General features: G+C 50.7%; 23 protein-coding genes. 13 read left to right on the forward strand and 10 right to left on the reverse strand.

Going from position 1 to position 23408, the window contains the following annotated elements; all coding sequences use genetic code 11:
- Positions 1 to 37 precede the first annotated feature (37 nt).
- Both ACQ6WK_RS07365 and ACQ6WK_RS07370 read right to left on the reverse strand, forming a co-directional pair.
- The gene (locus ACQ6WK_RS07365) at positions 38 to 808 is read right to left on the reverse strand and encodes a PEP-CTERM sorting domain-containing protein (protein ID WP_432800097.1); all 771 of its coding nucleotides are present in this window, start codon (positions 806 to 808) and stop codon (positions 38 to 40) included.
- A 99-nt stretch (positions 809 to 907) separates the two neighbouring features.
- Positions 908 to 2008: a GntR family transcriptional regulator gene (locus ACQ6WK_RS07370; RefSeq protein ID WP_432800098.1), complete on the reverse strand. Its 1101-nt coding sequence runs from the start codon at positions 2006 to 2008 to the stop codon at positions 908 to 910.
- Between the two features lie 266 nt (positions 2009 to 2274).
- Here ACQ6WK_RS07370 and ACQ6WK_RS07375 point away from each other — a divergent pair, with 266 nt between their 5' ends.
- Both ACQ6WK_RS07375 and ACQ6WK_RS07380 read left to right on the forward strand, forming a co-directional pair.
- Positions 2275 to 3603 (forward strand): replication-associated recombination protein A, encoded by a 1329-nt coding sequence (locus ACQ6WK_RS07375; RefSeq protein ID WP_432800099.1) that lies wholly within the window; start codon positions 2275 to 2277, stop codon positions 3601 to 3603.
- Positions 3604 to 3813: 210 nt separating this feature from the next.
- Positions 3814 to 5076: a L,D-transpeptidase family protein gene (locus ACQ6WK_RS07380; RefSeq protein ID WP_432800100.1), complete on the forward strand. Its 1263-nt coding sequence runs from the start codon at positions 3814 to 3816 to the stop codon at positions 5074 to 5076.
- A 100-nt stretch (positions 5077 to 5176) separates the two neighbouring features.
- On the opposite strand, the gene ACQ6WK_RS07385 is transcribed toward ACQ6WK_RS07380, so the two are convergent.
- A complete protein-coding gene (locus tag ACQ6WK_RS07385; protein WP_432800101.1) occupies positions 5177 to 5959 on the reverse strand; it encodes a phosphoadenylyl-sulfate reductase in 783 nt (260 codons plus the stop codon).
- A 266-nt stretch (positions 5960 to 6225) separates the two neighbouring features.
- Between ACQ6WK_RS07385 and folK the strand changes: the two genes are divergently transcribed.
- The 4 genes from folK to upp all read left to right on the forward strand — a co-directional run bounded on the left by folK (position 6226) and on the right by upp (position 9096).
- Positions 6226 to 6762 carry a 2-amino-4-hydroxy-6-hydroxymethyldihydropteridine diphosphokinase gene (gene folK, locus ACQ6WK_RS07390; protein WP_432800102.1) on the forward strand — a complete coding sequence of 179 codons (537 nt, stop codon included), beginning with the start codon at positions 6226 to 6228 and terminating at the stop codon, positions 6760 to 6762.
- On the forward strand, positions 6762 to 7463 hold the full coding sequence (locus tag ACQ6WK_RS07395; protein WP_432800103.1) for a radical SAM protein: 702 nt from the start codon (positions 6762 to 6764) through the stop codon (positions 7461 to 7463). The genes folK and ACQ6WK_RS07395 overlap by 1 nt, the downstream gene beginning before the upstream one ends.
- Before the next feature lie 168 nt (positions 7464 to 7631).
- Positions 7632 to 7994, forward strand: a complete 363-nt coding sequence (queD, locus tag ACQ6WK_RS07400) for a 6-carboxytetrahydropterin synthase QueD (protein WP_432800104.1) — start codon at positions 7632 to 7634, stop codon at positions 7992 to 7994.
- Positions 7995 to 8448: 454 nt separating this feature from the next.
- Positions 8449 to 9096 (forward strand): uracil phosphoribosyltransferase, encoded by a 648-nt coding sequence (upp, locus tag ACQ6WK_RS07405; protein WP_432800105.1) that lies wholly within the window; start codon positions 8449 to 8451, stop codon positions 9094 to 9096.
- A 21-nt stretch (positions 9097 to 9117) separates the two neighbouring features.
- Here the strand turns inward: upp and ACQ6WK_RS07410 are convergent, their stop codons facing one another.
- Positions 9118 to 9645 carry a shikimate kinase gene (locus ACQ6WK_RS07410; protein ID WP_432800106.1) on the reverse strand — a complete coding sequence of 176 codons (528 nt, stop codon included), beginning with the start codon at positions 9643 to 9645 and terminating at the stop codon, positions 9118 to 9120.
- 64 nt (positions 9646 to 9709) lie between these two features.
- Between ACQ6WK_RS07410 and ACQ6WK_RS07415 the strand changes: the two genes are divergently transcribed.
- From ACQ6WK_RS07415 to ACQ6WK_RS07425, 3 genes are all read left to right on the forward strand, one after another.
- On the forward strand, positions 9710 to 10084 hold the full coding sequence (locus ACQ6WK_RS07415) for a DciA family protein (RefSeq protein ID WP_432800107.1): 375 nt from the start codon (positions 9710 to 9712) through the stop codon (positions 10082 to 10084).
- 103 nt (positions 10085 to 10187) lie between these two features.
- Positions 10188 to 11024, forward strand: coding sequence for a hypothetical protein (locus ACQ6WK_RS07420; protein WP_432800108.1), 837 nt, complete (start codon positions 10188 to 10190; stop codon positions 11022 to 11024).
- Between the two features lie 170 nt (positions 11025 to 11194).
- Positions 11195 to 11425, forward strand: a complete 231-nt coding sequence (locus ACQ6WK_RS07425) for a hypothetical protein (protein WP_432800109.1) — start codon at positions 11195 to 11197, stop codon at positions 11423 to 11425.
- 92 nt (positions 11426 to 11517) lie between these two features.
- Here the strand turns inward: ACQ6WK_RS07425 and ACQ6WK_RS07430 are convergent, their stop codons facing one another.
- A complete protein-coding gene (locus ACQ6WK_RS07430) occupies positions 11518 to 12075 on the reverse strand; it encodes an FHA domain-containing protein (protein WP_432800110.1) in 558 nt (185 codons plus the stop codon).
- Between the two features lie 59 nt (positions 12076 to 12134).
- Between ACQ6WK_RS07430 and hemW the strand changes: the two genes are divergently transcribed.
- Entirely contained in the window at positions 12135 to 13355 is a 1221-nt protein-coding gene (gene hemW, locus ACQ6WK_RS07435; protein ID WP_432800111.1) for a radical SAM family heme chaperone HemW, read from the forward strand.
- Positions 13356 to 13566: 211 nt separating this feature from the next.
- Here the strand turns inward: hemW and secA are convergent, their stop codons facing one another.
- Together secA and ACQ6WK_RS07445 are read right to left on the reverse strand one after the other, a co-directional pair.
- Complete coding sequence (gene secA, locus ACQ6WK_RS07440; RefSeq protein WP_432800112.1) at positions 13567 to 17604, reverse strand: preprotein translocase subunit SecA; 4038 nt, start codon at positions 17602 to 17604, stop codon at positions 13567 to 13569.
- Between the two features lie 213 nt (positions 17605 to 17817).
- Positions 17818 to 18174: a hypothetical protein gene (locus ACQ6WK_RS07445; RefSeq protein WP_432800113.1), complete on the reverse strand. Its 357-nt coding sequence runs from the start codon at positions 18172 to 18174 to the stop codon at positions 17818 to 17820.
- A 201-nt stretch (positions 18175 to 18375) separates the two neighbouring features.
- Here ACQ6WK_RS07445 and sucC point away from each other — a divergent pair, with 201 nt between their 5' ends.
- Positions 18376 to 19587, forward strand: a complete 1212-nt coding sequence (gene sucC, locus ACQ6WK_RS07450) for an ADP-forming succinate--CoA ligase subunit beta (protein ID WP_432800114.1) — start codon at positions 18376 to 18378, stop codon at positions 19585 to 19587.
- Between the two features lie 94 nt (positions 19588 to 19681).
- Entirely contained in the window at positions 19682 to 19885 is a 204-nt protein-coding gene (locus ACQ6WK_RS07455) for a hypothetical protein (RefSeq protein ID WP_432800115.1), read from the forward strand.
- A 75-nt stretch (positions 19886 to 19960) separates the two neighbouring features.
- On the opposite strand, the gene ACQ6WK_RS07460 is transcribed toward ACQ6WK_RS07455, so the two are convergent.
- The 3 genes from ACQ6WK_RS07460 to ACQ6WK_RS07470 form a co-directional block, all read right to left on the reverse strand.
- Positions 19961 to 20167 carry an NINE protein gene (locus tag ACQ6WK_RS07460; protein ID WP_432800116.1) on the reverse strand — a complete coding sequence of 69 codons (207 nt, stop codon included), beginning with the start codon at positions 20165 to 20167 and terminating at the stop codon, positions 19961 to 19963.
- 180 nt (positions 20168 to 20347) lie between these two features.
- On the reverse strand, positions 20348 to 21064 hold the full coding sequence (locus ACQ6WK_RS07465) for an ABC transporter ATP-binding protein (RefSeq protein ID WP_432800117.1): 717 nt from the start codon (positions 21062 to 21064) through the stop codon (positions 20348 to 20350).
- Positions 21065 to 21230: 166 nt separating this feature from the next.
- Positions 21231 to 22157 carry an AAA family ATPase gene (locus ACQ6WK_RS07470; protein ID WP_432800118.1) on the reverse strand — a complete coding sequence of 309 codons (927 nt, stop codon included), beginning with the start codon at positions 22155 to 22157 and terminating at the stop codon, positions 21231 to 21233.
- Between the two features lie 320 nt (positions 22158 to 22477).
- Between ACQ6WK_RS07470 and cdaA the strand changes: the two genes are divergently transcribed.
- The gene (gene cdaA, locus ACQ6WK_RS07475) at positions 22478 to 23392 is read left to right on the forward strand and encodes a diadenylate cyclase CdaA (RefSeq protein ID WP_432800119.1); all 915 of its coding nucleotides are present in this window, start codon (positions 22478 to 22480) and stop codon (positions 23390 to 23392) included.
- The last annotated feature ends 16 nt before the right edge of the window (positions 23393 to 23408 follow it).

The following is a 23408-nucleotide window of genomic DNA, read 5'->3' on the forward strand; positions in this document are numbered from 1 at the left end:
TGATAGGATTAGAGTTTTCATGCGCAGTAATATCAGCTTATTTTCTTCTTAGAAGCAGAAGGCCTGTTCCTAGTCCAATCAAACTCAGGCTTGCAGGTTCTGGGACAGGAATAGATTGAAGCCGGATACTATGCCAATTAACCTCATTCCCTATGCCTGAAGTTGAGGTTGATCCGACTTCAATCTTATTTTGCGTTCCGCTGTGGGCTTGGCCGTTGTTGCTTCCTACAGACACGTTATCAATAAAAAGTTCTGCACTGGTTGAGCCTGCGGTACCAACAAGTTTTAAATCGTGATAGGCAGATGCGCCTGAGCCATCGGTGGTGATTTTTTGGGCCGCTCCGCCAAACCACTGAACGAACAAATCACCATTGCCGTCAATTCGCATTCCCATACCCCAGCGACGCGCGACACCTGTACCGCCAAAAGCGCTATCGTCACTAACACCCCAAACGATATTGATTGTCGAACCAATCGCGCGGCCTTTTGCAGTCAGCTCCCAGCCGTTCGCACCCATATCAGCGATGCTTGATCCTGAGAGATTTACTGTATACCGAGGGCGATCTGAATTGCTGCCGTCCTTGATTTTCCATGCGTTTAGGCCAGTACCCAGATCGTCATTGACTGCGGTCCCTGTCGCATCGTTAGGCGTGCTGATGCCAGCAGAAATCCAGCCCTGTGAATCGGGTGATGTTGCAGTTGCAGGTGTTGTTCCTGCGTCGTAGTTTGCAAGAATGGCTGCATTAGCGTGTCCAGCGAGAAGGCAAAGTGCTGCAAGGCTGCCTCCCACTATGTTTCGAATAATCATGACTTACTCCTTCGAACTGAAATGACAATAGATAACTTGTGAGATATCACGTGACATCTCGCCTCCAAAATGATTCATTGATGAGATTAAGTGTGCGGGTCAGGCTGACCAGTCGGGCTCTCCAACCCGTTTGATGCTAACAGGGATTGTAATTTCCTTTGTCTCTTTATTTTGAATGTACGATTCTAGTAGGCCGCACAATAATTTGACCTGCCCTGCTCCGTCTTCGTTCGCAACGACACGTGTGTATGTTGTTGTGTCGCCAGATTGAACACGTGTGGCGACAATGATCTCAACATGATGTTTAGGCTGCATGTCTTGGAGAACGCGGTGTGCAATACGAGCAAAATTTTCACCGACACAAATCATGGCTGTGGGCGAATCAATATTTTGGAGTAATCTCCGGCATTCACCTTCTATGATCTCTTGCGATGGGCCGAGGCTCCTGACAATCAGATCATCGATGTTTCGCCCAGCGTGGCCTAATGTATTCATAATGTTGTTAAGCAAAAGATTGTCACCCCAAAGCCACTCGTGGCGGAAAATAACCATGAATTTTTGACAGCCTATTTCCATTGCGTGTTCTGTCGCTATTTTACCTGCTCCGCCCATGTCTGAATCAAGCGAACTTAATCTTTGCACTCCTGGATATAGCGACCCAAAGACGACTGCAGGAACACCACTTTCTGAAACATATTGCTGCACTCGTTCGTCACTTCGGATCAGTATCATGCAGTTGATGCCATCCTCATTCTTAATCTGCTCAACAACACCACGTACTGTTTTGAGTGGATCGTATTCAGCTAAATAATGTAGGTGTAAATTGGCGCCGGGCAGTGAACTGCTGAGCGCCGCGGCAAACGAATCAATCTGCATCACTGAGCGTGAGTAATCCATGGGCAGTAGCACATGCAGTGAATCAATGTCTGGTCGCGTGCGTTGAAGGGGGGAGTTGAATTTTGGTCCCACGAAGGTGCCTCGGCTGCGTGCTCTAACCAAGATGTCCTTTTGTGCAAGCCATTGCATCGCGCGATTTGCGGTAATGCGGCTTACGGAGAGCATTTGGCCAACATCTGCGGCGGTGAGATATTTGTCACCTGGCTCTAAGCCGCGAAGCAACATGTCGTGTTCTATTTCCGCGGCAAGCTTGTGGATACTCTCGCGCTCAGGTTCTTGCTGTTTGAGTGTAGATTGACTCATGGTGTGATTGTACACCATGAATTTGGCTGCGCCAAGGGCAATGATCATTATGATCATAAAATAATATCTATCTATGTGCCTATATCGCCATTTATTAATATGAAAACCTTCGAAAGAGGTTCTATTTGAAGTATATGATCTTAATGATCATGTGCTGTGGGGAGAGTTGAGCTTTAGAAATGTACTGCTAGGCAATCCAAAGTGCCGCCAGTGGTCAATTCATACCATCGATACCAAACAAAAAACGAATATGCTATGATCGAGGAATGAGCGGACTTTGGGACGAGAAGAAGCGGAAGAATCGTAAGGCGGCGGAGCCGTTGGCGGTGAAGATGCGCCCGAAGGTGCTTGAAGAGTTTGCGGGGCAGAAGCATTTTCTAGGTGAGGGGAAGCTGTTGCGACGGATGCTGGAAGCAGATCAGATTACGAGTGTGATTTTTTACGGGCCGCCGGGCACAGGGAAGACGACGCTGGCGGAGCTGATTGCACAGCATACCAAGCGGCGATTTGAGCGAGCGAACGCGGCGGCAGTGGGCGTGAAAGATGTACGTGAGGTTTTAGATCGAGCAAAGAAAGCACTTGAGAATGATGGTGTGCGGACAATCTTTTTTCTTGATGAGATCCATCGGTTCAACAAATCTCAACAGGATGTTTTACTTGGCGATGTGGAACGAGGAGTTATCACGCTGATCGGGGCGACGACGGAGAATCCGTTTTTCAGCGTTAATTCGGCCTTGGTTTCACGGTCACAGATTTTTCAGTTTGAAAGTCTGGATGAAGATGAGGTTAAAGCGCTAATCCGACGGGCAATTGAGGATGAAGATCGCGGCTATGGGGAGATGATCATCGAGATCACTGATGAGGCGATGGATCATTGGGCGGTGATGTGTGATGGTGATGCACGGCGGGCACTGTCGGCACTGGAAATTGCGGTATTATCGAGCAAAGCGAATGTGGCGGAGAAAATCGTAATTGATCTTGAGATAGCACAAGATTCGATCCAGCAAAAAGCGGTGCATTACGATGCTAAGGGAGATGGACATTACGATGCGATCAGCGCGTTTATCAAGTCGGTGCGGGGGAGTGACCCGGATGCGGCGGTTTACTGGTTAGCTAAAATGCTGGTGGCGGGTGAGGATCCGATGTTTATTGCACGGCGGGTTGCGATTTTAGCTAGCGAGGATATTGGGAATGCTGATCCGCGCGGGATACAGGTAGCTGCAGCAGCATACGAGATTACACACCGGATTGGGATGCCGGAATGTCAGTTGACGCTGGCGCAGGCGGCGATTTATTTGGCGTGCGCACCGAAGAGCAATGCGAGTGCAATGGCTATTTGGACCGCAATGAGTGATGTGAAGAAGGGGAGGACTGTTCCTGTGCCGAAGCATTTGCGGGATGGGCATTATGCTGGGGCTAAGAAGCTGGGGCACACGGGGTATCAGTATGCTCATGATTCGGAGAGTGGTGTGGTGGATCAGGAGTACTTGGGGGTGGATGTGACGTATTACGAGCCGGTGGAGCGGGGATTTGAAGTGCGGATTGGCGAATTTTTGAAATGGGTGGCTGAGTTGAAGCATAGCGAGGCTGACTGAGTGTGAGCAGGATCTTGGCTGAAAATGGGAATGTCTTGCGATAAGGTCCGAGAATACTGGCGGGCGGCATGGGGAAAGGCCGAAGAATGTTATAGTGTGTATCGCTAGGGATATGGGGTGCGTTATGATGCGTGAGTGTGGGGCGAATCATGATAAAGCTGGATGAGCGAGCGCGGGCATTGGAGGCCTGCGTGGCCAAGGAGACATCGGATGGTTTTGGGATCTCAATCGCCACGTGATGGAATGAGTCGAAAGTACATGGTTTCAAGGCGGCGCAGAACGCGCCGTTGGCCTTGGGTTGTATTGGTGGGCGGCTTAGTGCTGGTGGGTATCTATCTGGTAAGTTCGGGTGATGATGCTGGTCCTGATGAAGCAGTAGCTGATGGAACTGGGGCAGTTGTTGATGAATCACAAGAAACACTGCCGGTAGATAATGGCATGCAGTTGCCACCGCGGGATCGCATGGCAGGATACGTAGAGGCTCGCGGGAATGGCCGTGTGCAACCTACTGGTGGCTTGCAGCCAGAGTATCGTGTGCCAAAACAATTGGGTCCGGTGGCAGGTAGTGATCGTGTTGCACGTCAGATTGATATGCGTGGTGGCACGGCGCGGACGGTGGAGATGGGTGTGAATCGTGAGCCACAGCAGCCGGTTGATACCGCCCCACGTGAATTGCCGCGTGCGGTTGATCGTGGGGCTGGAAAATCATTTCCAGCGTTTGATGAGGGAATGGAACTCATTGCGAATGATCGACCGGTTGAGGGCCGCAAGGTACTGAGCCGATTGCTGTTTAATCATGAGTTAGATATGGCGCCATCTGATTTAGATGCGATTTTACAGGTACTCATGAGTGTGAACGAAGTGTTGGTGTTTGGGAAGAATGTCGTGCCAGGCGATCCATTGACAGAATACCACACGGTGCAAAGTGGCGAGTATATGGGACCGATCGCGAATCGAGTGTACGTTCCGTATCAATTTTTAGAGCGGATCAATGGTGTAAAGGCGAACCGCATGCAAGCGGGACGGCCGCTGAAATTGGTGAAAGGCCCGTTTCATGCACGTGTGATCAAGCATCAATACCGGATGGATATTTATTTGGAAGATGTAGATGGTGAACCGATCTATGTGACAAGCTTTTTGGTGGGATTGGGTGAAGGCGATTCAACACCCATAGGAAATTGGGTGGTGGAGCCGGGCCGGAAGGTCTCGAATCCGGGTTGGACGAATCCACGAACGAATCAGACCTACAGCCGCAACGATCCGAATAATCCGATCGGCGAGTATTGGATCGCGCTGAAGGGTTTGGATGCAACAAACAAAGATGCGTCTGGCTATGGGATTCACGGCACGAACGAACCAGATAGTGTGGGGACCATGGCATCGATGGGTTGCGTGCGTATGTTGGATAAAGATGTGAAGATGGTGTACGACATGCTCACAGAAGGACGGAGTACGGTGCAGATTTTGCCGTAACTTTTCCTCTTACCTGCCCTGCTTGACTGAAAATAATAAATCGCCACCTAATCGGGTGGCGATTTTTATGTTGATTGGCAATGAATCATCTAACCATGTATTAGAGCATGGACGCATCGCGTGATTCGCCTTCTTCTTCGGAAGTAGGCAGGTGTAGTCCACACTCTTGCTTGAGGCCATGAAAGCGGCCAGCTCGTTCGTCTTCGCCTGCGGTGATCGGCCGGGTTGAATGCCAGTCGCCGATAGATTTATAGCCCTGCTCATAGAGTGGGTGCGTGGGGAGATCGTTCTTCTTCAGATATTCGTAGACGTCTTTTTGTGTCCACGTGAGGATGGGGTGTACCTTGAAGCGGTTATCCTGTTTCACCACGGTGCGTAGTGCAGAGCGATGATCGGTTTGCTGCCCGCGCAGACCTGCAAGCCAGGACTGGGCCGCCAGTTCTTTTAGTGCTCGCTGCATGGGTTCGACCTTGCGCAGACGATCGTATTCGTTGAGATTTTTGATTTGCTCTTCTTCGGTTTCGCCTTGCTCCCAGAGTTTGCCAAGACGCGCTTCCATGTAGGCAGGAGAGACCGGGGACTGGTAGGTTTTGAGATTGAGTTTGAGGCGTGAGGCAAGATCGTCAGCGAACTGATAGGTTTCGGGGAAGTGGTAGCCTGTGTCAATAAAGATGACAGGGATGTCTGGAACTACTCGGGTGACGAGATGGAGCATGAGAGCAGCCTGGGAACCAAAGGATGAGGTCATCACAAGAGAGGATGAGAATGTTTCGGCAGCCCATGCCACAACTTGCTTTGCCGAGGCATTGGCGAGATCTGCGTTGACCTTGTCGAGGTCGATCTGGAGGTTGTTTGGGCTGGTATTCACAGTGGCAGGCGACACGGGCGGTGGCTCCTCATGGCGTTCTATCGGCCTATTCGCTCCCAAAGCTTGGCCTCTACAGGCGGGTTGGGGCGAGCCATACATCATAGACGATTCGTCATCTGTGACAAAACATCGCTTGCAGGCGGGTTATTCCGACCATGTTGAGGAGAAAGGATACGCGAGAGGGGTGAAAGTGGGGTTTCGGGGCACTAGTTCTGTTAATTGTAAGCTTCCGGGAACAGGCGTTTGATTCAGAGGGGCGAAACCGCAACAATGCGGTACATATGAGAACGGTTTATATCGCTGTTGGCACGAACCTGGGGGATCGCCGGGCAAATGTGGCGTTTGCGCGGGAGGCGATTGGTGCGCTGGCAGGGGTAAATGTGATGCGAGTAAGCCGATTTTATGAGACCGAACCGCTGAAAGGAGAGGGAGTACCAACGGATCAGGGGATGTTTTTAAATGGTGTGTTGGAGGTGGTGACGGATTGGCCGTTGCGAAATTTGCTTGAGGCGCTCAAAGAGATTGAGTTGGCGGCTGGTCGCGAGGCGAAAGAGGATCGTGTTCGTTGGGGGGCGCGGGTGCTGGATTTAGATATTGTTTTGAGCGGGAATGAAGTATTGCGGGAAGATGATGCAGCAGGTGGATTGATCGTGCCGCACGAAAGAATGTATGAACGGTGGTTTGTTTTGCAACCGCTGTCAGAATTAGCAGGTGAGTTGGTCCATCCAACATTGGGATTAAGCATCAATGAACTATTAGATATTTTGCCCGCAGAAGATATTTCATTCGCCACTGTTGCGATGGGTGAGGGTTATTGATGAATGATGTGATGAAAACAACTTGCCGGGTGAATGAGATTTTTTATTCAGTGCAAGGTGAAAGCACATGGGCAGGTGAGCGGTGCGTGTTCGTTCGACTGACCGGTTGTCATTTGCGATGTCATTATTGTGATACCGAATACGCCTTCCGAGAAGGTACAGCAATGACGATCGAAGAGATTGCAGCAGAAGTAGATCGCATTGGGAACGGATGCGATCTGGTTGAAGTAACGGGAGGCGAACCACTCCTGCAAAAAAGTGCAGCTACGCTCATGAAAGTGCTTTGTGATCAGGGTAAAACGGTGATGGTGGAGACGTCAGGGGCGTGTGATATTAGCGTGTGTGATTCACGCGTGATCCGGATCATGGATTTGAAGTCACCGGGTAGCGGAGAGGTTGATCGTAATGATTGGGCCAATATTGCAAAACTTAGTCAACAGGATGAAGTGAAATTTGTGTTGTGTGATCGGGCGGATTATGAATGGGCGCGAGACGTAATAGCAGAACATCAGCTTGATCAGAAAGTGAAGGCTGTGCTGATCAGCGCCGCCGGTGAGATGGCGGGGACAAATGAGATTAAAGGTGTGGCGGGCTTGGACCCCAAGGTGCTGACTGAATGGGTATTGGAAGATGGATTGAATGTGCGTATGCAGGTGCAAATGCATAAGGTGATCTGGGACCCGATGTTGCGTGGGGTGTAGCGGTACTGGTCAATGTTGTTTGCGGTGAATACAAAGACGACTCCTGTGATCGGGTTCCGTGGGAGATCTTGTTACAATGGTTCTTTTCCAGCAGCACGCCTCTGCTTTATGTCGTGGGCTGCTCCGTATGTGGGGATGATGTGATTTGTTTTGAATGGATGAATGACGATGAAGATTGCACTGACTAAGACGATTGATTTTGAAGCGGCTCATTGGCTACCTAAGTTTCCGGAAGGCCATAAATGCCGCCGCCTACACGGCCATTCGTTCAAGGCCGACATTATTGTGGAAGGTGAAATCGACGAAGAGATGGGTTATCTGATGGATTTCGGTGAGATTAAGAAGGTCACCCAGCCGGTTGTGGAGCAGCTTGATCATTACTGTTTGAACGATATCGAGGGGCTGGAGAATCCGACAGCGGAGATGCTTGCGAAGTGGATTTATGACAAACTCAAGGGCGAACTTCCGTTACTCAAGAGCGTTGTCGTTCGGGAAACCTGTACTTCCAGTGCGACCTATTTTGGTGAATAATCAGATTTTGCTGATGGGGTGATAACTTAGTAAAGAACGTCGTTTCCATGCGCATAGAGCCTCTGTGCGTGAAGGATTCACACGCGCGGGAAAATTTGTCTTGACGCTGTGCACCACATGACAGAAAATGGGCATTAGACAGACGGTGAACAATAAGCACGGAAGGAGGTGCACCGGCCAGTGAAAATGTTTTAACCTTAGGACGGACGCATTTCGTAGTTACGATTGAGCCCAGACTAAGGACGTGTCTGCAAGGCAGCAAGTGAGATACATCGCACGATTGTGCAACCTGTCATACATTATGAATGATTCATTTGGCTTGCTCTTTTGCAGAAATCGACGCTGCTACTCAGCACACTGAGTAGCAGTTTTTTTGTGCATTGTTGCGACCAGTGGCGGGTGAGTATGATGGTGTGGCCTTTGCTGTAATTCAATAAACATTTTGGAGCGATAGATGTCACACGGAACGATGCTGCACGTGATCAACCACCCTTTGATTGATCATTATCTCACGCGAATTCGTGATGTGAATACATCATGTGCGAGGTTCAGAGAACTAGTGGGGTTGGTGGGGAAATTGCTCGCTTATGAAGCAACGCGGAATCTGAAGCAAGAAGAAGTGGAAATCCAAACGCCAATGGAAAAATGGGTGGGCAAGCGGCTGAAAAATACGGTTTGTATCGTGCCGATTTTGAGAGCGGGAATTGGTTTTTCGGATGCGATCGTCGCATTGTATCCTGATGCACATATTGGGCATATCGGGGTGTACCGTGATGAAGAGAAGATGGTACCGGTAGAGTATTACAAGAGCTTGCCGAAGCAGATCGGTGAGGAGCCGGTGCTTTTGGTTGATCCGATGTTGGCTACGGGTGGCAGTGCGATCGCGGGGGTCGATATGCTCAAAAAATATGGCTGCAAGAATCTGCGGTTCATCTGTTTGATCGCAGCACCAGAGGGTATTGAAGCGTTTCATATTGCACATCCGGACGTGCCGATCTACACCGCTGCCGTTGATCGTGAGTTGGATGCAAACAAGTACATCCTGCCTGGGCTCGGCGATGCGGGTGATCGCATCTTTGGCACGATGGATGAGAAATGCTAACCCGGTGGGGTGGCGAAGGGATCAATCATTCAGCAGGCCGATGACCTGGTCAGCCAGCTGGTCGATTGTGTTGCGAGAAACATCAACGATGTGATCGGCTGCGGCAGTATAAGCGGGCAAACGCTCAGCAAGAACCGCTTGGATTTCTTCAAGGTTACCGCCTTGTTGAGTGAGGGCTGGTCGCTCGGTTTGCGAGGCTACGTCGCCATGAATCCGCGCATGCAGCACCTCGGGGGATGCGGTGAGGAAGAACCGTTTGGCGTTTGATTGCGATTGGATGGCAGATAGCGTGCCGGGATGGGTGAGTGTCCCCCCCGCTAATGCAATCACGTTGCCATCTTGTTGGAGCAGATCAAGAGTTACCTCGTGTTCGGTTTGTCGGAAGTGCGGCTCACCAAATTGCTTCCAGATTTCTGCGATGGTGAGGTGGTCGTAACGGGCGCGAATGGCGTCGTCGACATCGACAAATGGGCGTAAGAGCTTGTTGGCGATGGCTTGGCCAATCGCAGATTTGCCCGAACCGCGGTAACCGAAGAGGATGATGTTCATGAACGCATTATAATGGCGATGCGGGGTGGCGGGTTGAATCGTCAGGCAGGGTTTAAGGCATTCAATGGACGACAAGGCGAAAGAACAATATCTCTCAAGGCTGCGCGGGTATCGGAACCGTAAGGATTACGATTTCTCGATGGATTTTATGCGGGCGGATTTTAAGCGAGATGTGGAGAAGCCGTATAAGCAATTAGCTGCGATGGTGGAGGTATGGGAGGAGATCGTGCCGCGGGAGTTGGCGGTTCATACGAAGCTGGAAAGTCTGAATCGTGGCGTGTTGAAGGTGGTGGTGGAAAGCAGCAGTTGGTTGTATGAGTTGGATCAAAAATTACGAAGCGGCATGCAGACAGAATTGGTCAAGGGTTATCGGGGGAAAGCTTTTCGAAAGGTACAGCTGCGAGTAGATCGACGTCCGTTTGTGGGGCGCGGAAGTTAAAGTGTGATTGAGATACTTTGGGGTTTTACGAGGGACGGTGGGGATTAACAGAAACCGGGTGTATTCAAATCCGCATGGTGACGATATGGTATGTGTCATGAAAATGAACTTAAGATTGTGGTGCGCCGGATTCATCGTAGCGAGTGGGTTGTATGTAGGTGGTTGTGAAACCGGACCTGCGATAGCACCACCGCCGCCAGGCTATGGCGACCAAGGACTCATCTCTCCCAGCAAATCGCCCTCGAAAGCAGGCAAGGATTCTGGTCAACAGAAAACCTCAGAGGCGAATGCTGCGGGTATAGAAACGGGCTCAGCAGAAGAAGGCAAAGCGAAGGCAGCGATACCGATGCCGTTCCGTGAGATCACTGCTCGCAAGTTGATGCCGAATAAATCAACGAAAGGCTCGTACACGGAGGCGGCCAATGAGCAAAAGGGGAAAGTTTATGCGTATAGCTATGAAAAAACCGCTGATGGATTAATCCTGACGATCGAGGGTGTACGGCGAAGCTACTATCGATGGGCTAAAGACGGTGCGCTATGGACCTATCGAGATGATGATTTGAAAGAGAATGTGCGTGTGACCTACGATCCAGGCATTTTGATATTGCCGAAGGAGCTGAAGAAGAAGCCAGAAGTTAAAGGTGAGGCGAAAGTCGAAGTCTACAGCTTATCCAGCGGCGAAAAACGTGCCTCTGGCTCGATGAAATACGAAGTTGTCGCGATTTGGGAATCCAAGTTAGATCTGCCTGCGGGTACTTTCGACTGCTATATCGTTCGGGAAAAACGTGATTTGAATCTGGATCTTGCGATGGTCACCGTAACCCTCGATACAGGATACGCTGCTGGAATTGGGGAGGTTATGCAAGCCGAATGGCAGTCTCAAAAAACGTTGGATTTGTTTATCAAAAACTCCTCGCGTCGCCTCGTAAAATCCAAATAACATCAGCCAGTTTGATACATAGCATTTATGGTCCTTCATTATTCAGTAGGCCTTGAGATGTTATAGGACTACGCATCCTTTTCAGCCTTGTTTAAGCGTCCCGCTCAAATGCACGATAATTGAGTTAGGGAATTGTCCCCGGGATAAACGCTGAGGATGGAAATACGTCAATGAGCAACAGTGTCATCAGGCTGATCTGCCCCAATCTGAAATGCCGCAAGGTGTTGAGTGTGCCTGCACATGCGCGTGGCCGTAATGTCAGGTGTCGTGCATGTTCGATGCGTGTGACGGTTCCGGGCAAGGGTGCTGGTAAAAAACAACCCACCGCTGTTGTGGAACCGACGGATGAGCAGCTAGCTGGCAATGAAGCCGCTGCAGCCAGCAATGAAAAAACTGAGTAGCTTTTACTCACCGGTTGCAAAACAATAAAGAAATAAAAAAAGCACCCGTTTATGTGGGTGCTTATTCTTTATCGTTGATATGCGAACATAAATTACTTTTCGTCGTCTTCAAGAACTTCGACATCATCCAGATCAAGTTCAATCTCACCAAGGTCGAGATCGCTGTCGTCCAAAGCACTGAGCGCAGCGATTTGATCGTCTAGCGCATCATCAATATTGGATGATTCTTTGAGTGCTTGCGCATCTTCATCAGTGGTGAGAGGGATGGTGGTGTGGCCGGATTCACCGAGTGGAATCGATGAGTCGTCAGGATCGATTTCCCCCAAATTCTTGGGTGGTTGAACCTCTTGTGGTTGTCCATCAATGACAACCGTGAACGCGACGGGCCCAATGTTGATGTTGTCGCCGGGCTTGAGCACTTCCTCTTGGATACGGGTATCATTGAGGTAGGTACCGTTGGACGAGCCGAGATCGCGTAGATGAGCCTGATCGCCATCCAGCGTAATCTCGCAGTGCTGCCTGGAAACAGATGATAATGGGATACGCAAATCGCAAGTGTTCTTGCGACCGACGACGACCCTGCCCCGCGTGATGGGAAAATCACGTCTGTCCCCATCAGCCTTGAACATCACTAGCGAGACGTTCATCATGCGACCTCACAGAAAAGTTGACCATTTATCACAGATCAGATTTTAACGGAGCAGCGTGGGTGCAGCAAGCTCAACAAAGTCATTATGGACACGTATTTAGAGGCAAAAACGACGCCGATTTGGTCGACGCCCTCTATGTGCACGTTCCGTTTTGCTTCCATAAGTGCCACTACTGTGATTTCTACAGTATTGTGGGCAAGCAAGACGGTGAAGGCGACCGTCAATCCGCCTTCATTCACGCACTCCAACTTGAATTATTGGGGCGTTTGTGCGAGAGGCGATTGAAAGCAAAAACAATTTTTGTAGGTGGCGGCACCCCCACCCTCTTGAATGCCGAATGTTGGGCACGATTGCTTGAAATACTATCCCAAACTGTCGAAATTGAGCATGTTAAAGAGTTCACCGTTGAGGCTAACCCGGAAACAGTGACTGCGGAACTCATGCGACAATTGGTACAGGGATACAACGGCCTTGGTGTGAACCGCCTCTCCATCGGAGCACAGAGCTTTGATGAAAAACTCCTCAAAGTTCTAGAACGCTGGCACGATCCATCCAATGTTGGCAAGGCGGTCGGGTATGCGCGGGAGGCTAACATCAAGCAGATCAACCTCGATATGATTTTCGCCATCCCTGGGCAAACCATGGCTCAACTTGAAGAGGATGTTGCTCGTGTGATTGATCTTGAGCCAGATCATATTTCTGCCTACTCACTTATTTTTGAACCCAATACGCCGTTAACCCAGAAGCGAAAAATGGGATTGATCCAATCTGTTGGCGAGCAGCGCGAACACGACATGTATGCTCGCGTGATTGAACTGCTTGCCGCCGCGGACTATGAACAATATGAAATCTCTAACTGGGCCAAAACAAAAGACAATCATTGTCTACATAACCTGCTCTACTGGCAGAACGCGAATTGGCTTGGCGTTGGCCCCGGCGCGGCCAGTCATGTGAATGGGTTACGCTGGAAGAATGAAGCGCATATCGGAAAATATCTCAAAGCATTCGCAGATGATTCTGCCGAGGCGCTTCCTCCAATCATGGATATTGAACGATTAGATACAGATGGACAGGTTGGCGAAAAGCTGATGCTCGGGTTGCGCTTACGGGAAGGTGTTTTAAAGCAATGGATAGATAGCCATGTACCCACAGATAGCGCGCGTGGCAAGATGATTGCTGAACTGAAAGAAATCGGGATGCTCGAAGAAGTGGAAGGATATCTTCGCCTCACGCAGCGAGGCTTATTCGTCGGCGACGCCGTGATCTCGCGACTGCTCTAGATTTGACTTTTTAGTGGGGGATGTTGTCGTTGGCTGGGTATTGAAGAGATAAGGGGAAAGCAACCAGCCAAGCAGGAGGCCGATCAAAATGGCGATCAGGTTACGGATGATTCGCTTGGAAGGTTTTCTCATAACGTTTTTGGTTTACTTTAAGGATTGAAAAACCCGTCACTAGCGGTGACGGGTTTGTAATTGTCACGATGAAACTTACTTAGCGTTTGCGGCGGCGTTGCTTGAACGATTTCGTGCCGCCCTCTTTACGATCACGCGCTGAAGTAGCTCGGCGTTGCCTTCTGGACATCGGGCGACTTGATCCTTCTTCACCCGCCTGATTTGCTGCGGAGATGTCTTCTCGCTGTACCGCGGTTCCCTGCTCCGCTGCGGTAGCGGCATGCTGAGGTACTTGTTGTGCTTCAGCATGTTGCGCCTGCTGTTGGTCGCCGTAAGCATTGTTGACTTGCACGTTGGGTGTGAGCCTTGCTCTAAAGATCAGATCCGTCACACGGTCGCGTGTGTTTTGCTGCATTTCATGGAAGTGATTCGCACCTTCACGCTTGTACTCGATCCGCGGGTCTTTCTCAGCGTAGCCGCGCAGCCCGACCGAATCCTTCAACTGGTCCATACCGTAGAGATGGTCTTTCCACGCTTGATCTAGAATCTGCAAGAGTACGAAGCGCTCGAGTTGCGTCAACTCGATGCGGAGCACGCCGCGCGCCTTTTCGGTGATATAGGCTTGTGCGTCTTCGGCCTCGGCGACTTCTTCCAAATCCAATGGCGGGCCAAAACGACCTTGATACCATTCGTTGAGTTTCTCGGTATCGCTGCCATATTGCGACATCGCTTCTTCGACATGCTTTTCAAGCTTGCCGTTTTGGAGCCATTCCTTACCTTCAGCTTGCAGAAGTTCAAACAGATCCTTGCCGTTCTTGCCATCGACAAACTCGCCGTCCCATTCAAGATTGAATCGCTGCTTGACCCACGTGAATAGTTGTTGCATCGCCCAGTTCGGGTCTTGTTGCGCTCCTTGGTAAACCACATCTAGAATGAATTCAACCGGGTAATTTACTTCTCTATTCGCATATGTTTCACGCGCCTTTTCAAGAATATGATCAAGCGTTTGCTCCGGTTGCATGTCGATTAGTTCTTCTGGGTTCAGTTTGATGCCAAACTTGTTTTCGGCCCAGTTCGCAAGTTCTTTTTCGCCGAGATTTGGCTCGATGAATTTTTGAATGCCGGATAGATCGGCTTTGTCCAACTGCTCTTCCGCACCGGTAATGATCATGTCAGTTACTTCAGGCAGGTTCATCCCACGCAATTTCGCAGCATTCAGTTTCACGCCAAACCGCGTTTTTGCCCACTCAGCGAGCCCTTTAAGGTCCCATTCCTGCGGTGGAATATCATCCGACATGTACTCGCCAATGGTTACGTCAATGACTTGGGCGAGATCTTGCTTCGCATTCCGCAAAACAATCGTCCTTAGCTCATCCATGTTATCCAAGTGAAGTTTGGATGGCTCGATCGATACATCAATCTCGCTACGAACCCATTCAGCAGCTTGCTTTTGAGCGTACTGTTTATCTTTATAGATGTCGACAGCATCAGCGACAGCTTCTTCGATATAGTCAAAGACAATACTGGTAATGTTTTTACCTTCGAGGACTTCTTGGCGGAGGCCATAGAACGTATTTCGTTGGTACTCCATGACCTCGTCGTATTCGAGCAGATTCTTGCGGATTTCGTAGTTGCGTTCCTCGACCTTACGTTGAGCGCGTTCGACGGACTTGGTCACCCAACGATGTTCGATGGCATCGCCTTCTTTCATGCCGAGGCGTGAGAGTGCTGAGAGTGTGGTCTTGCCTGCAAAAAGTTTCATGAGATCATCTTCAAGTGAGATGAAGAATCGGGACGAACCATTGTTACCCTGTCGACCCGATCGGCCGCGAAGCTGATTGTCGATTCGGCGAGACTCATGGCGTTCGGTACCGATGATGTGCAGGCCGCCCATATCTTCGATGTCCTGCCAGATCTTGATCTTGTTCCAGTAGTACTCGGGCAGGCCGTTAAGAATCTTGTTGCACTGGTCGAACGAGTAGGTTTTTGCTTTGCTTTCTTCGATCCACGCATCACGTACACAAAGATGCTGGAAGAAGGCGAGCTTGCAGTCTTCGACGGACATACCTTGCACTTCGGCAGCTTTTAATCCTTGTGAAGTCTGTGCGAGGTGACGGTATGCCAATTCGAGCAACTCTTCGTCGGTCATCTCTGCTTTTGCCGTTTTCGGCAGAAGATTCCGCAGCTGCCAGTGTCGAACAAGATTTGCGCGATCGATCGGTGTGAGTTTAATGTCGGTACCACGGCCGGCCATGTTGGTAGCGATCATGACCGCGCCCAGTTCACCGGCATGCGCAACAATGTTTGACTCACGTTCGGCCTGATCGACCTTCGCGTTCAGCACTTCGTGTTTGATGCTGTATTTCTTGGTGAGCATCTGCGAGAGCATCTCAGATTTTTCGACCGAGGTAGTGCCGACGAGGACGGGACGGCCGAGGTCGTGAATACGTTTGATTTCTTCGACGATGGCGAGCCACTTGTCCTTCTCAGAAAGATAGATCAGGTCGTCGCGGTCGGTACGGGCGATCGGCAGGTTCGTCGGGATACAAACCACTTCGAGGCCGTAGATCTCGAGGAATTCGGTCGCTTCGGTGACGGCGGTGCCGGTCATACCTGCAAGGCGTTTGTAGAGCTTGAAGAAGTTCTGAATGGTCACTGTGGCGAGGGTTTGTGTTTCCTCTTTGATCTTCACCTTCTCTTTAGACTCAACGGCTTGGTGTAGGCCGTCAGACCATTGACGCCCGATCATGAGGCGGCCCGTGAATTCGTCGACGATGATCACTTCGCCGTCACGGACAACATAATCCTTATCGCGCTTGTAGATCACATGTGCTCGTAGCGCGTTTTCTAACAGGTGGGGGAAGTCCATGTTCTGTCCAACATAGAACGAACCAACGCCTGCTTTTTTCTGCGCTTCAGCAATGCCATCATGCGTGAGGTGAGCGGCCTTCTTCTCCATTTCAACTTCGTAATACTGCGTGAACTGATCGCGATCTGCTTCAAGTGCGGGCAGCTTCCCTTCAAGTTCCTTCATCTCCTCACGCATTGCGGGGATCTTGGATTTATCGCGCGCGTTGCGGATGTCGCCTTCAAGACCTTTGATACGGAGTGTGGCTTGTTGGACGTATTTATCTTTCGCATCCCATTCGGTCTGCTGGCCGACGAGATGTTTGGCGATCTGATCGGCGGCTCCGTATTTGGGCGCATCTTGATGAGCCGGGCCGGAGATGATCAGCGGCGTGCGTGCTTCATCAATCAAGATCGAGTCGATTTCGTCAACGATACAGAAGTCGCGTGTTTTCTGAACCTGCTCTTCGGGTGAGAGCTTCATGTTGTCACGCAGATAGTCAAAACCAAACTCTGAGTTCGTCCCATACACCACGTTGCACTCATAGGCTTGCGCTTTTTCCTGTGGCGGTTGCATGTGGAACGGATGGATCGCGCCCACCGTTAGGCCCAGCGCGTGATAGAACGGGAAGACCCAGTCACGGTCGCGTTGCACGAGGTAATCATTGACCGTCACGATGTTACACTTCAGGTCATCAATGATCGCGACGTAGCATGCCAGCGGGGCTACGATCGTTTTGCCTTCCCCCGTTTTCATTTCGGCAATGCGGCCTTCACCGAGGACCATGCCGCCAATAAGTTGCACATCGAACGGTCTTGCACGAAACGGCGGTTTCGAGGTTGTATAAATCTCGCGTACCGCATCGTAAAGTTCGTTCGGCACTTCAACCTGCAAATACCCCAGTGCTGGCGCGCCGCCTAAAACTGGCTGAGGCTCAATCGCATCAGCTTTTGCTTTGATCTCGGCATACACCGATTGCAAATGCTCTGGTAATTGTGATGCATCAAAGTTATGTTCGGGATTGAAAATATTTCGGATACCCACGGCACGGTCCATTGCTTCACGCGCATTTGCCATGATCTCAGGGAGCATGTCGGTGACCTTTTCGCCATCTTTGCGACGCTGAACAAATTGGGCGGTACGCTCACGGATTTGCGCATCGGTGAGTTGGCGTGTTTCTGCTTCTAGAGTATTGATCGATTCGACGCGCCGTTGATACGCTTTGAGTAGACGATCGTTGCGGGAGCCGAAGACTTTAGTAAACGCTTTGCTGATATGTGGGATGACCATGAGGGTTGCCTTGAAAGTGATCACTCAATCGTTGATTGAGAGTGTTGTTTAATCGTATGCCTGCCACACTAAAGAACGTAGTGACGCCATGGAATGACGTATCTGTCAGGCTTAATTTGTGAGTAATTGGCCGCACTAGCGGCTTACGCATGTCAATGTTCGATGGCCTTGAATGTGTAATATATACACAGCTTCAATCAGCCTATCCATCAATTATGACAACGTAGGTGGTGGCAGGTTGAGCAGCGTCAGACGATGCTGCCGGGAGGGGATATATGAAGATTCACGGGATGGCCGGGTGGCCAAAATCGCCGAGAGGCTCGGCTGGATTTGTTGGGTGATCGGCGTTGGAGCTGTAATCTTGTGCGTTTTGAGATGCTCAGAACACCGGGCAAGCTGATCCATGAGCGAAGCGAGCAGCCGCCTTTCGGAAGACTGCATCGTGATGCGATCAGCAGACGCCAAATGACTTTGTAAAGCTGAGGCATCCGCAACTGCACCCAGTGATAACATGACCGATAAGGTCAGCATCAGGCATGGAATCGCTGGATGTTGCTTGGTCGCGCTCACAGATGTCATTATCGTCCAGATGTCTAGCGAAGGTCAAGCTGATCCGTGGATCACACCGATTTTGACGTTGGGTAGGACCGATTTCCCAAGTTCTGACCCTCTATTCCGTTACAGAGTTGGCGAGCCGCCTCCATTGGTATATGATCCGAACACGCCGTTGTGTGACTTTATGATGAACCCTTCAGTGAGACACGAGTAAAGATGAATATTCACGAATATCAGTCGCGGGAACTTTTGCAAAAATTTGGCATTCCGGTCCCGCCGGGCATCTTGGTCCAGAACCCGGTTGCGTCTGAAAAAGCGTTTGATGAGCTGCAAAAACGTCACGGCTCAAAGGTTTGTGTCGTTAAGGCTCAGGTTCATGCAGGAGGTCGCGGCAAAGGCGGCGGTGTCAAGCTCGTTAAGTCCGGCGACGAAGCACGTAAAGCAGCAAACGATATCCTTTCTCGTCCATTGATCACCCCGCAAACACCTCCTGAAGGTGTTCCGGTGATGAAGCTTTTGGTCGCGGCCGGTGTTGAGATCGAAAAAGAATACTACCTCGCGATCACCGTTGACCGCGTCTCGGCCTGTCCTGTTCTCATTGCCTCCAGCGAAGGCGGTATGGACATTGAAGAAGTCGCCAGAACCAAACCCGAAGCGATCATCCGCGAGCCTATCAGTGCGGTTGCCGGTCTGCGTCCTTACCAAGCCCGCAAGATCTGCTACTTCCTCGGCTTTAAAGGCACGCAGGTTCGCATGGCAGGTAAGATCATGCACCAACTGGCTGACCTGTTCCTGAAGGCCGATGCGAATCTTGCTGAGATCAACCCGCTCGTCGTCACCAAAGCAACTGATGAACATCCGGACGGTACGGTACTAGCACTGGATGCCAAGCTGAATTTCGATGACAACGCACTATTCCGTCAGGACGATGTGGTTGCCTTTGAAGATCCTACTGAGGAAGAACCAGCCGAGCGACGCGCCAAGCAGTTCGGCTTATCCTACATTAAACTCGACGGCGAAATTGGTTGTCTCGTGAATGGGGCCGGCCTCGCTATGGCGACTATGGACATCATCAAGCTCCACGGCAGCGAACCCGCCAACTTCCTTGATGTCGGTGGCTCTGCTTCTGAAGAAGCGGTAACTGAAGCCTTCCGTATCATCCTCGCGGACAAAACCGTGAAGGGCATCCTCGTCAATATCTTCGGCGGGATCGCCAAGTGCGACACCATCGCCAAAGCAATCATCGTCGCAGCCAAAGAAGTCGGTTTCACCGTCCCACTCGTTGTTCGTCTTGAAGGCACGAACGTTGAGCCGGCACGCAAAATCCTCGAAGAAGCCAAGGGCGAGTTGCCCACGATGGAGATAGGCTCGGACCTCACCGATGCCGCCAAGAAGATCACCGCCCTCACCGGCGCACCGGCTGCTTGATTTGGCTGGTCATGAAATAAAAACACGTGCCCGCCGGTGATTTTGCCGCGGGCATTTTCTTTTTACAGCATACTCATCATCAAAGGTTAGACAGATGAAAGTTGAACCGTTTCTCGCTGAACTCAATCGCCTTCGTCAGGACATCGACAAGGACGACACCGACATTGAATACCTGACGTTGCATCATGCGTTCTGTTTTATCAGCTACAAGATGGGCGAGTTCAACGACTATCTGAACGAACACGAAGCCAAAGGTGATTTCGATGCGTACAAGGAAGAGGAAGGGATCGGGGATTAAGCAAATGTTATATCAAGAAATATAAAAAGCGGCGTCGCTATCGGCGCCGCTTTTTACGTTGTGGTTTCTAATGCATTACCACTTCGGATCGCGGCATTGCGAGGGGATAAAGAACAAATCAATGATTTGACCGATTAGTAGCAGCCCACCGGTGAGTAACCAGATGATGCCGGTGACCCACCTGCCGGAATAGAAGCGGTGGATACCGCAAAAGCCGAGCAAAGCACAGCACCAGAGTAGATAGCCAATCGCAGGGTTGGGATGGTTTGAATTATTTGACATGTTTTAAGACTCCTTTAACGGACAAGTGACATTGCACTTTGAGTACAGTTAATAGGATAGTCGGAGGGGTGTTGCAGTGTTGAGACTATGGATTTGATGATTGGCGGATATGGGATTAAATGATACGGCACATCAAAAATTGCCTTCAGGGAATACAAATTAGGAAATGAATATGAATGGTTAGGCTAGTGAAGAAGATGTGTTGGACATCATTTCATCACGGTCGACGAGGCCATCACGGAGACGGACGACGCGCTGGCATCGGTCGGCGACCCCTTCGTCGTGTGTAACCATGATGATTGTGAGTCCTTCGCGGTGAAGGTCGTCGAACATATTAAGGATGTCGGTGCCGGTTTTGGAATCGAGATTACCGGTGGGTTCGTCGGCGAGGAGAATTGATGGTTCATTGACTAAAGCGCGAGCAATAGCAACACGCTGCATCTGTCCGCCGGAGAGTTGAGCGGGTCGGTGGGTGAGCCGATCGGAAAGGGCAACTTTGTCGAGTGCAGCTTTGGCAGCTTCTTCACGTTGATGCTTAGGCATACTTTGATAGAAGAGAGGAACTTGTACGTTTTCAAGAACAGTGAGTTGAGGAATGAGATTGAAGGCCTGGAAGACAAAGCCGAGCTTTTTGCCACGGATGCGTGAGAGTTCTTCGTCATCCATAATAGCAACGTTGGTGTTGTCAATGAGGTAGTCGCCTTTGGTAGGACGGTCGAGACAGCCAAGGATGTTCATGAGGGTCGATTTACCGGAGCCGGAGGGGCCCATGATGGCAAGATATTGCCCGCGAGGGATATCGACGGAAACCCCATCAAGCGCGTGAACGGGCGGAACAGCTTTGTTCTTTTGATAGATCTTGTAGACGTCTTTGATGATGGCAACGGCTTCGGGCACGGTTGGCCTTTCGGTAGCGATTTGGGGAGGCGTGTGAGAGGGCACATTATAACGGCGGACGGGTGAGAGAAGAAGAGAATGGGGGATTGAATGTGAAATGAATCAAGAAGCCCTACAAGCAAAACGCACAGGGCTTGGTGTGGATATTGGATTCGTTTGTGTCGTATTAGACGGGTGATGGAACCGTTTCGAGGACTTGTTGCATGATACGCTGCGAGGTAACGCCACCAGCATCATGGATGTAATTTTTGGGGATGATGCGGTGGGCGAAGACGGGAATGACGTTGGAAATGATGTCATCCGGCACGACATAATCGCGAGCACCGAGGAGAGCGGTTGCCTTTGCCGCGTGTATAAGCGCGAGTGTGCCACGGGGGGAAACACCGATCTGGAGTTGTTCGTTCTCACGAGTGGCGTTCGCGATTTGCACAATGTATTCAACGAGAGTTTGATCGATCTTGATGTCTTGAGCCTGCTGCTGAAGATCGACGAGTTCCTGCGTTGTCATGACGGGTTTGAGTTCGTGAAGTTGTGTACGGGAAGGATCGAGTGTGAGAATACGAGCTTCATCTTCGGGCGATGGGTAGCCGAGATGGATGCGCATGAGGAAACGGTCGAGCTGCGATTCAGGGAGAAAGTAGGTCCCCTCAAATTCGAAAGGGTTTTGCGTGGCGATGACAATGAAGGGAGCGATGAGCTTACGGGTGGTGCCGTCGATGGAGACTTGTGATTCACTCATGGCTTCGAGGAGCGCAGATTGAGTCCGAGGTGTGGTGCGGTTGACTTCGTCGGCGAGCACGATGTTGGAGAAGATCGGGCCGGGCTTGAAAGTGAATTCTGCTTTTTGCTGATCCCATACAGTGACACCAAGAACATCAGCGGGGAGCATGTCGGGGGTGAGCTGAATGCGTGACATGGAACCATCGATGGATCGCGAGAGGGAGGTGGCGAGCATGGTTTTGCCAACACCGGGGACATCCTCGATGAGCATGTGTCCTTGGGCGAGCATGCAGACGATGAGTTTGTCGACAGCTTGCTGATTGCCGAGGTAGCATTTACGGATGTTGTTGCGAAGTCTTTCAATGGCCTGCATGCGAGATTGATCCTGAAGTATAAAGGTCATGTGTGACGGGTTCAGGTTATCTCAGGTCGAGGCAAAGCACAATAATTCTCTTTGCAGGCAGGGACACGCAAGTTACCGGACACGAATTTCTATTATCGGGCGGCGAGGAGCCGTTAGCGTGTAGAATAGACGCTAAAACTTATAAATACAGGTCTTTTGCGGTCCTATGGGTATGTGGAGCCGATACAATGAAGCGGTGGGTGCTCAGAAATACTGCCGATGAGATGTGTTTTCTCGCGGCACAATTGAGTGATGATTGTGTTTCAATCTAGGCCATGTGAGACGCGTACGTGCTAGAACGTTTTTACCAACTGTTTAACCGAGTCGAAAACTATTGGCGGACCGAGCCAATAGCGGTGTTGATTGAATTGGCAGTAATCTGGGTGGTGGTTTACGTGGTCTGGCGATTTTTGCAGGGAACACGCGGTGCTCGCGTGATCAAGGGGTTGGCGATTATTCTGATTGCCGGCACGTTTTTGATTCAGATGCTGTCACGAGATTCGTCGTTTGTACGGCTGAATTTTCTGTATAACAACTTTTTGACAGTCGCGTCACTGGTGTTGGTGATCGTGTTTCAGCCGGAACTGCGGCGGGCACTGGTGCGCTTGGGTGAAGCCAATTTCTTCCGACAAACAGGTTTGCGGAAAGCACGTGTGATTGAGGAAGTACTGGGTGCAGTGCAATATATGTCTCGGAACAAGATCGGGGCGTTGATTGCTGTGGAGCGGCAGGTGGGACTGCGGGGGATTGTCGAGGCGGGGACGCCGTTGGATGCAGAGGTGAGCCGGGAACTATTGCAGACAATTTTCTGGCCAGGAAGCGCATTGCATGATATGGGTGTGGTGATTCGCGGCGATCGCATGATTGCGGCGGGGGTGCAGTTTCCGCTGGCAGAAGGTGAACGGATTCCGCAGGAGTTGGGGTCACGGCATCGTGCGGCGATCGGTTTGTCGCAGGAAGCAGATGCGCTGGTGATTGTGGTGAGTGAGGAGACGGGGATCATCGGTTTGGCGGAACGCGGCGAATTGACGCGAGGGTACACGATTGATGAATTGCGCCCGATTTTGACCAAGGGCTTGGGTAAGGTGCCAATCGATGATGAAGAAGTTGAGGTACTGAGCGGCGGGAAAGAGCAGTCGTTGATTCAGACTGAACCGGCGAGTGGTGAAAAGAAAAAGCGTAAGAAAATGACTGAAGCCGAATAGGCAGAAAGAACGGCAC

The organism is Poriferisphaera sp. WC338 (assembly GCF_050931845.1).
GTDB lineage: Bacteria > Planctomycetota > Phycisphaerae > Phycisphaerales > Phycisphaeraceae > Poriferisphaera.

Bases quoted from the DNA above. Each gene is read 5' to 3' on its own strand.
- ACQ6WK_RS07365 (WP_432800097.1), bottom strand. From the start codon at position 808: ATGATTATTCGAAACATAGTGGGAGGCAGCCTTGCAGCACTTTGCCTT.
- ACQ6WK_RS07370 (WP_432800098.1), bottom strand. From the start codon at position 2,008: ATGAGTCAATCTACACTCAAACAGCAAGAACCTGAGCGCGAGAGTATC.
- ACQ6WK_RS07375 (WP_432800099.1), top strand. From the start codon at position 2,275: ATGAGCGGACTTTGGGACGAGAAGAAGCGGAAGAATCGTAAGGCGGCG.
- ACQ6WK_RS07380 (WP_432800100.1), top strand. From the start codon at position 3,814: ATGGTTTTGGGATCTCAATCGCCACGTGATGGAATGAGTCGAAAGTAC.
- folK (WP_432800102.1), top strand. From the start codon at position 6,226: ATGAGAACGGTTTATATCGCTGTTGGCACGAACCTGGGGGATCGCCGG.
- ACQ6WK_RS07395 (WP_432800103.1), top strand. From the start codon at position 6,762: ATGAATGATGTGATGAAAACAACTTGCCGGGTGAATGAGATTTTTTAT.
- queD (WP_432800104.1), top strand. From the start codon at position 7,632: ATGAAGATTGCACTGACTAAGACGATTGATTTTGAAGCGGCTCATTGG.
- upp (WP_432800105.1), top strand. From the start codon at position 8,449: ATGTCACACGGAACGATGCTGCACGTGATCAACCACCCTTTGATTGAT.
- ACQ6WK_RS07410 (WP_432800106.1), bottom strand. From the start codon at position 9,645: ATGAACATCATCCTCTTCGGTTACCGCGGTTCGGGCAAATCTGCGATT.
- ACQ6WK_RS07415 (WP_432800107.1), top strand. From the start codon at position 9,710: ATGGACGACAAGGCGAAAGAACAATATCTCTCAAGGCTGCGCGGGTAT.
- ACQ6WK_RS07420 (WP_432800108.1), top strand. From the start codon at position 10,188: ATGAACTTAAGATTGTGGTGCGCCGGATTCATCGTAGCGAGTGGGTTG.
- ACQ6WK_RS07425 (WP_432800109.1), top strand. From the start codon at position 11,195: ATGAGCAACAGTGTCATCAGGCTGATCTGCCCCAATCTGAAATGCCGC.
- ACQ6WK_RS07430 (WP_432800110.1), bottom strand. From the start codon at position 12,075: ATGATGAACGTCTCGCTAGTGATGTTCAAGGCTGATGGGGACAGACGT.
- secA (WP_432800112.1), bottom strand. From the start codon at position 17,604: ATGGTCATCCCACATATCAGCAAAGCGTTTACTAAAGTCTTCGGCTCC.
- sucC (WP_432800114.1), top strand. From the start codon at position 18,376: ATGAATATTCACGAATATCAGTCGCGGGAACTTTTGCAAAAATTTGGC.
- ACQ6WK_RS07455 (WP_432800115.1), top strand. From the start codon at position 19,682: ATGAAAGTTGAACCGTTTCTCGCTGAACTCAATCGCCTTCGTCAGGAC.
- ACQ6WK_RS07460 (WP_432800116.1), bottom strand. From the start codon at position 20,167: ATGTCAAATAATTCAAACCATCCCAACCCTGCGATTGGCTATCTACTC.
- ACQ6WK_RS07470 (WP_432800118.1), bottom strand. From the start codon at position 22,157: ATGCAGGCCATTGAAAGACTTCGCAACAACATCCGTAAATGCTACCTC.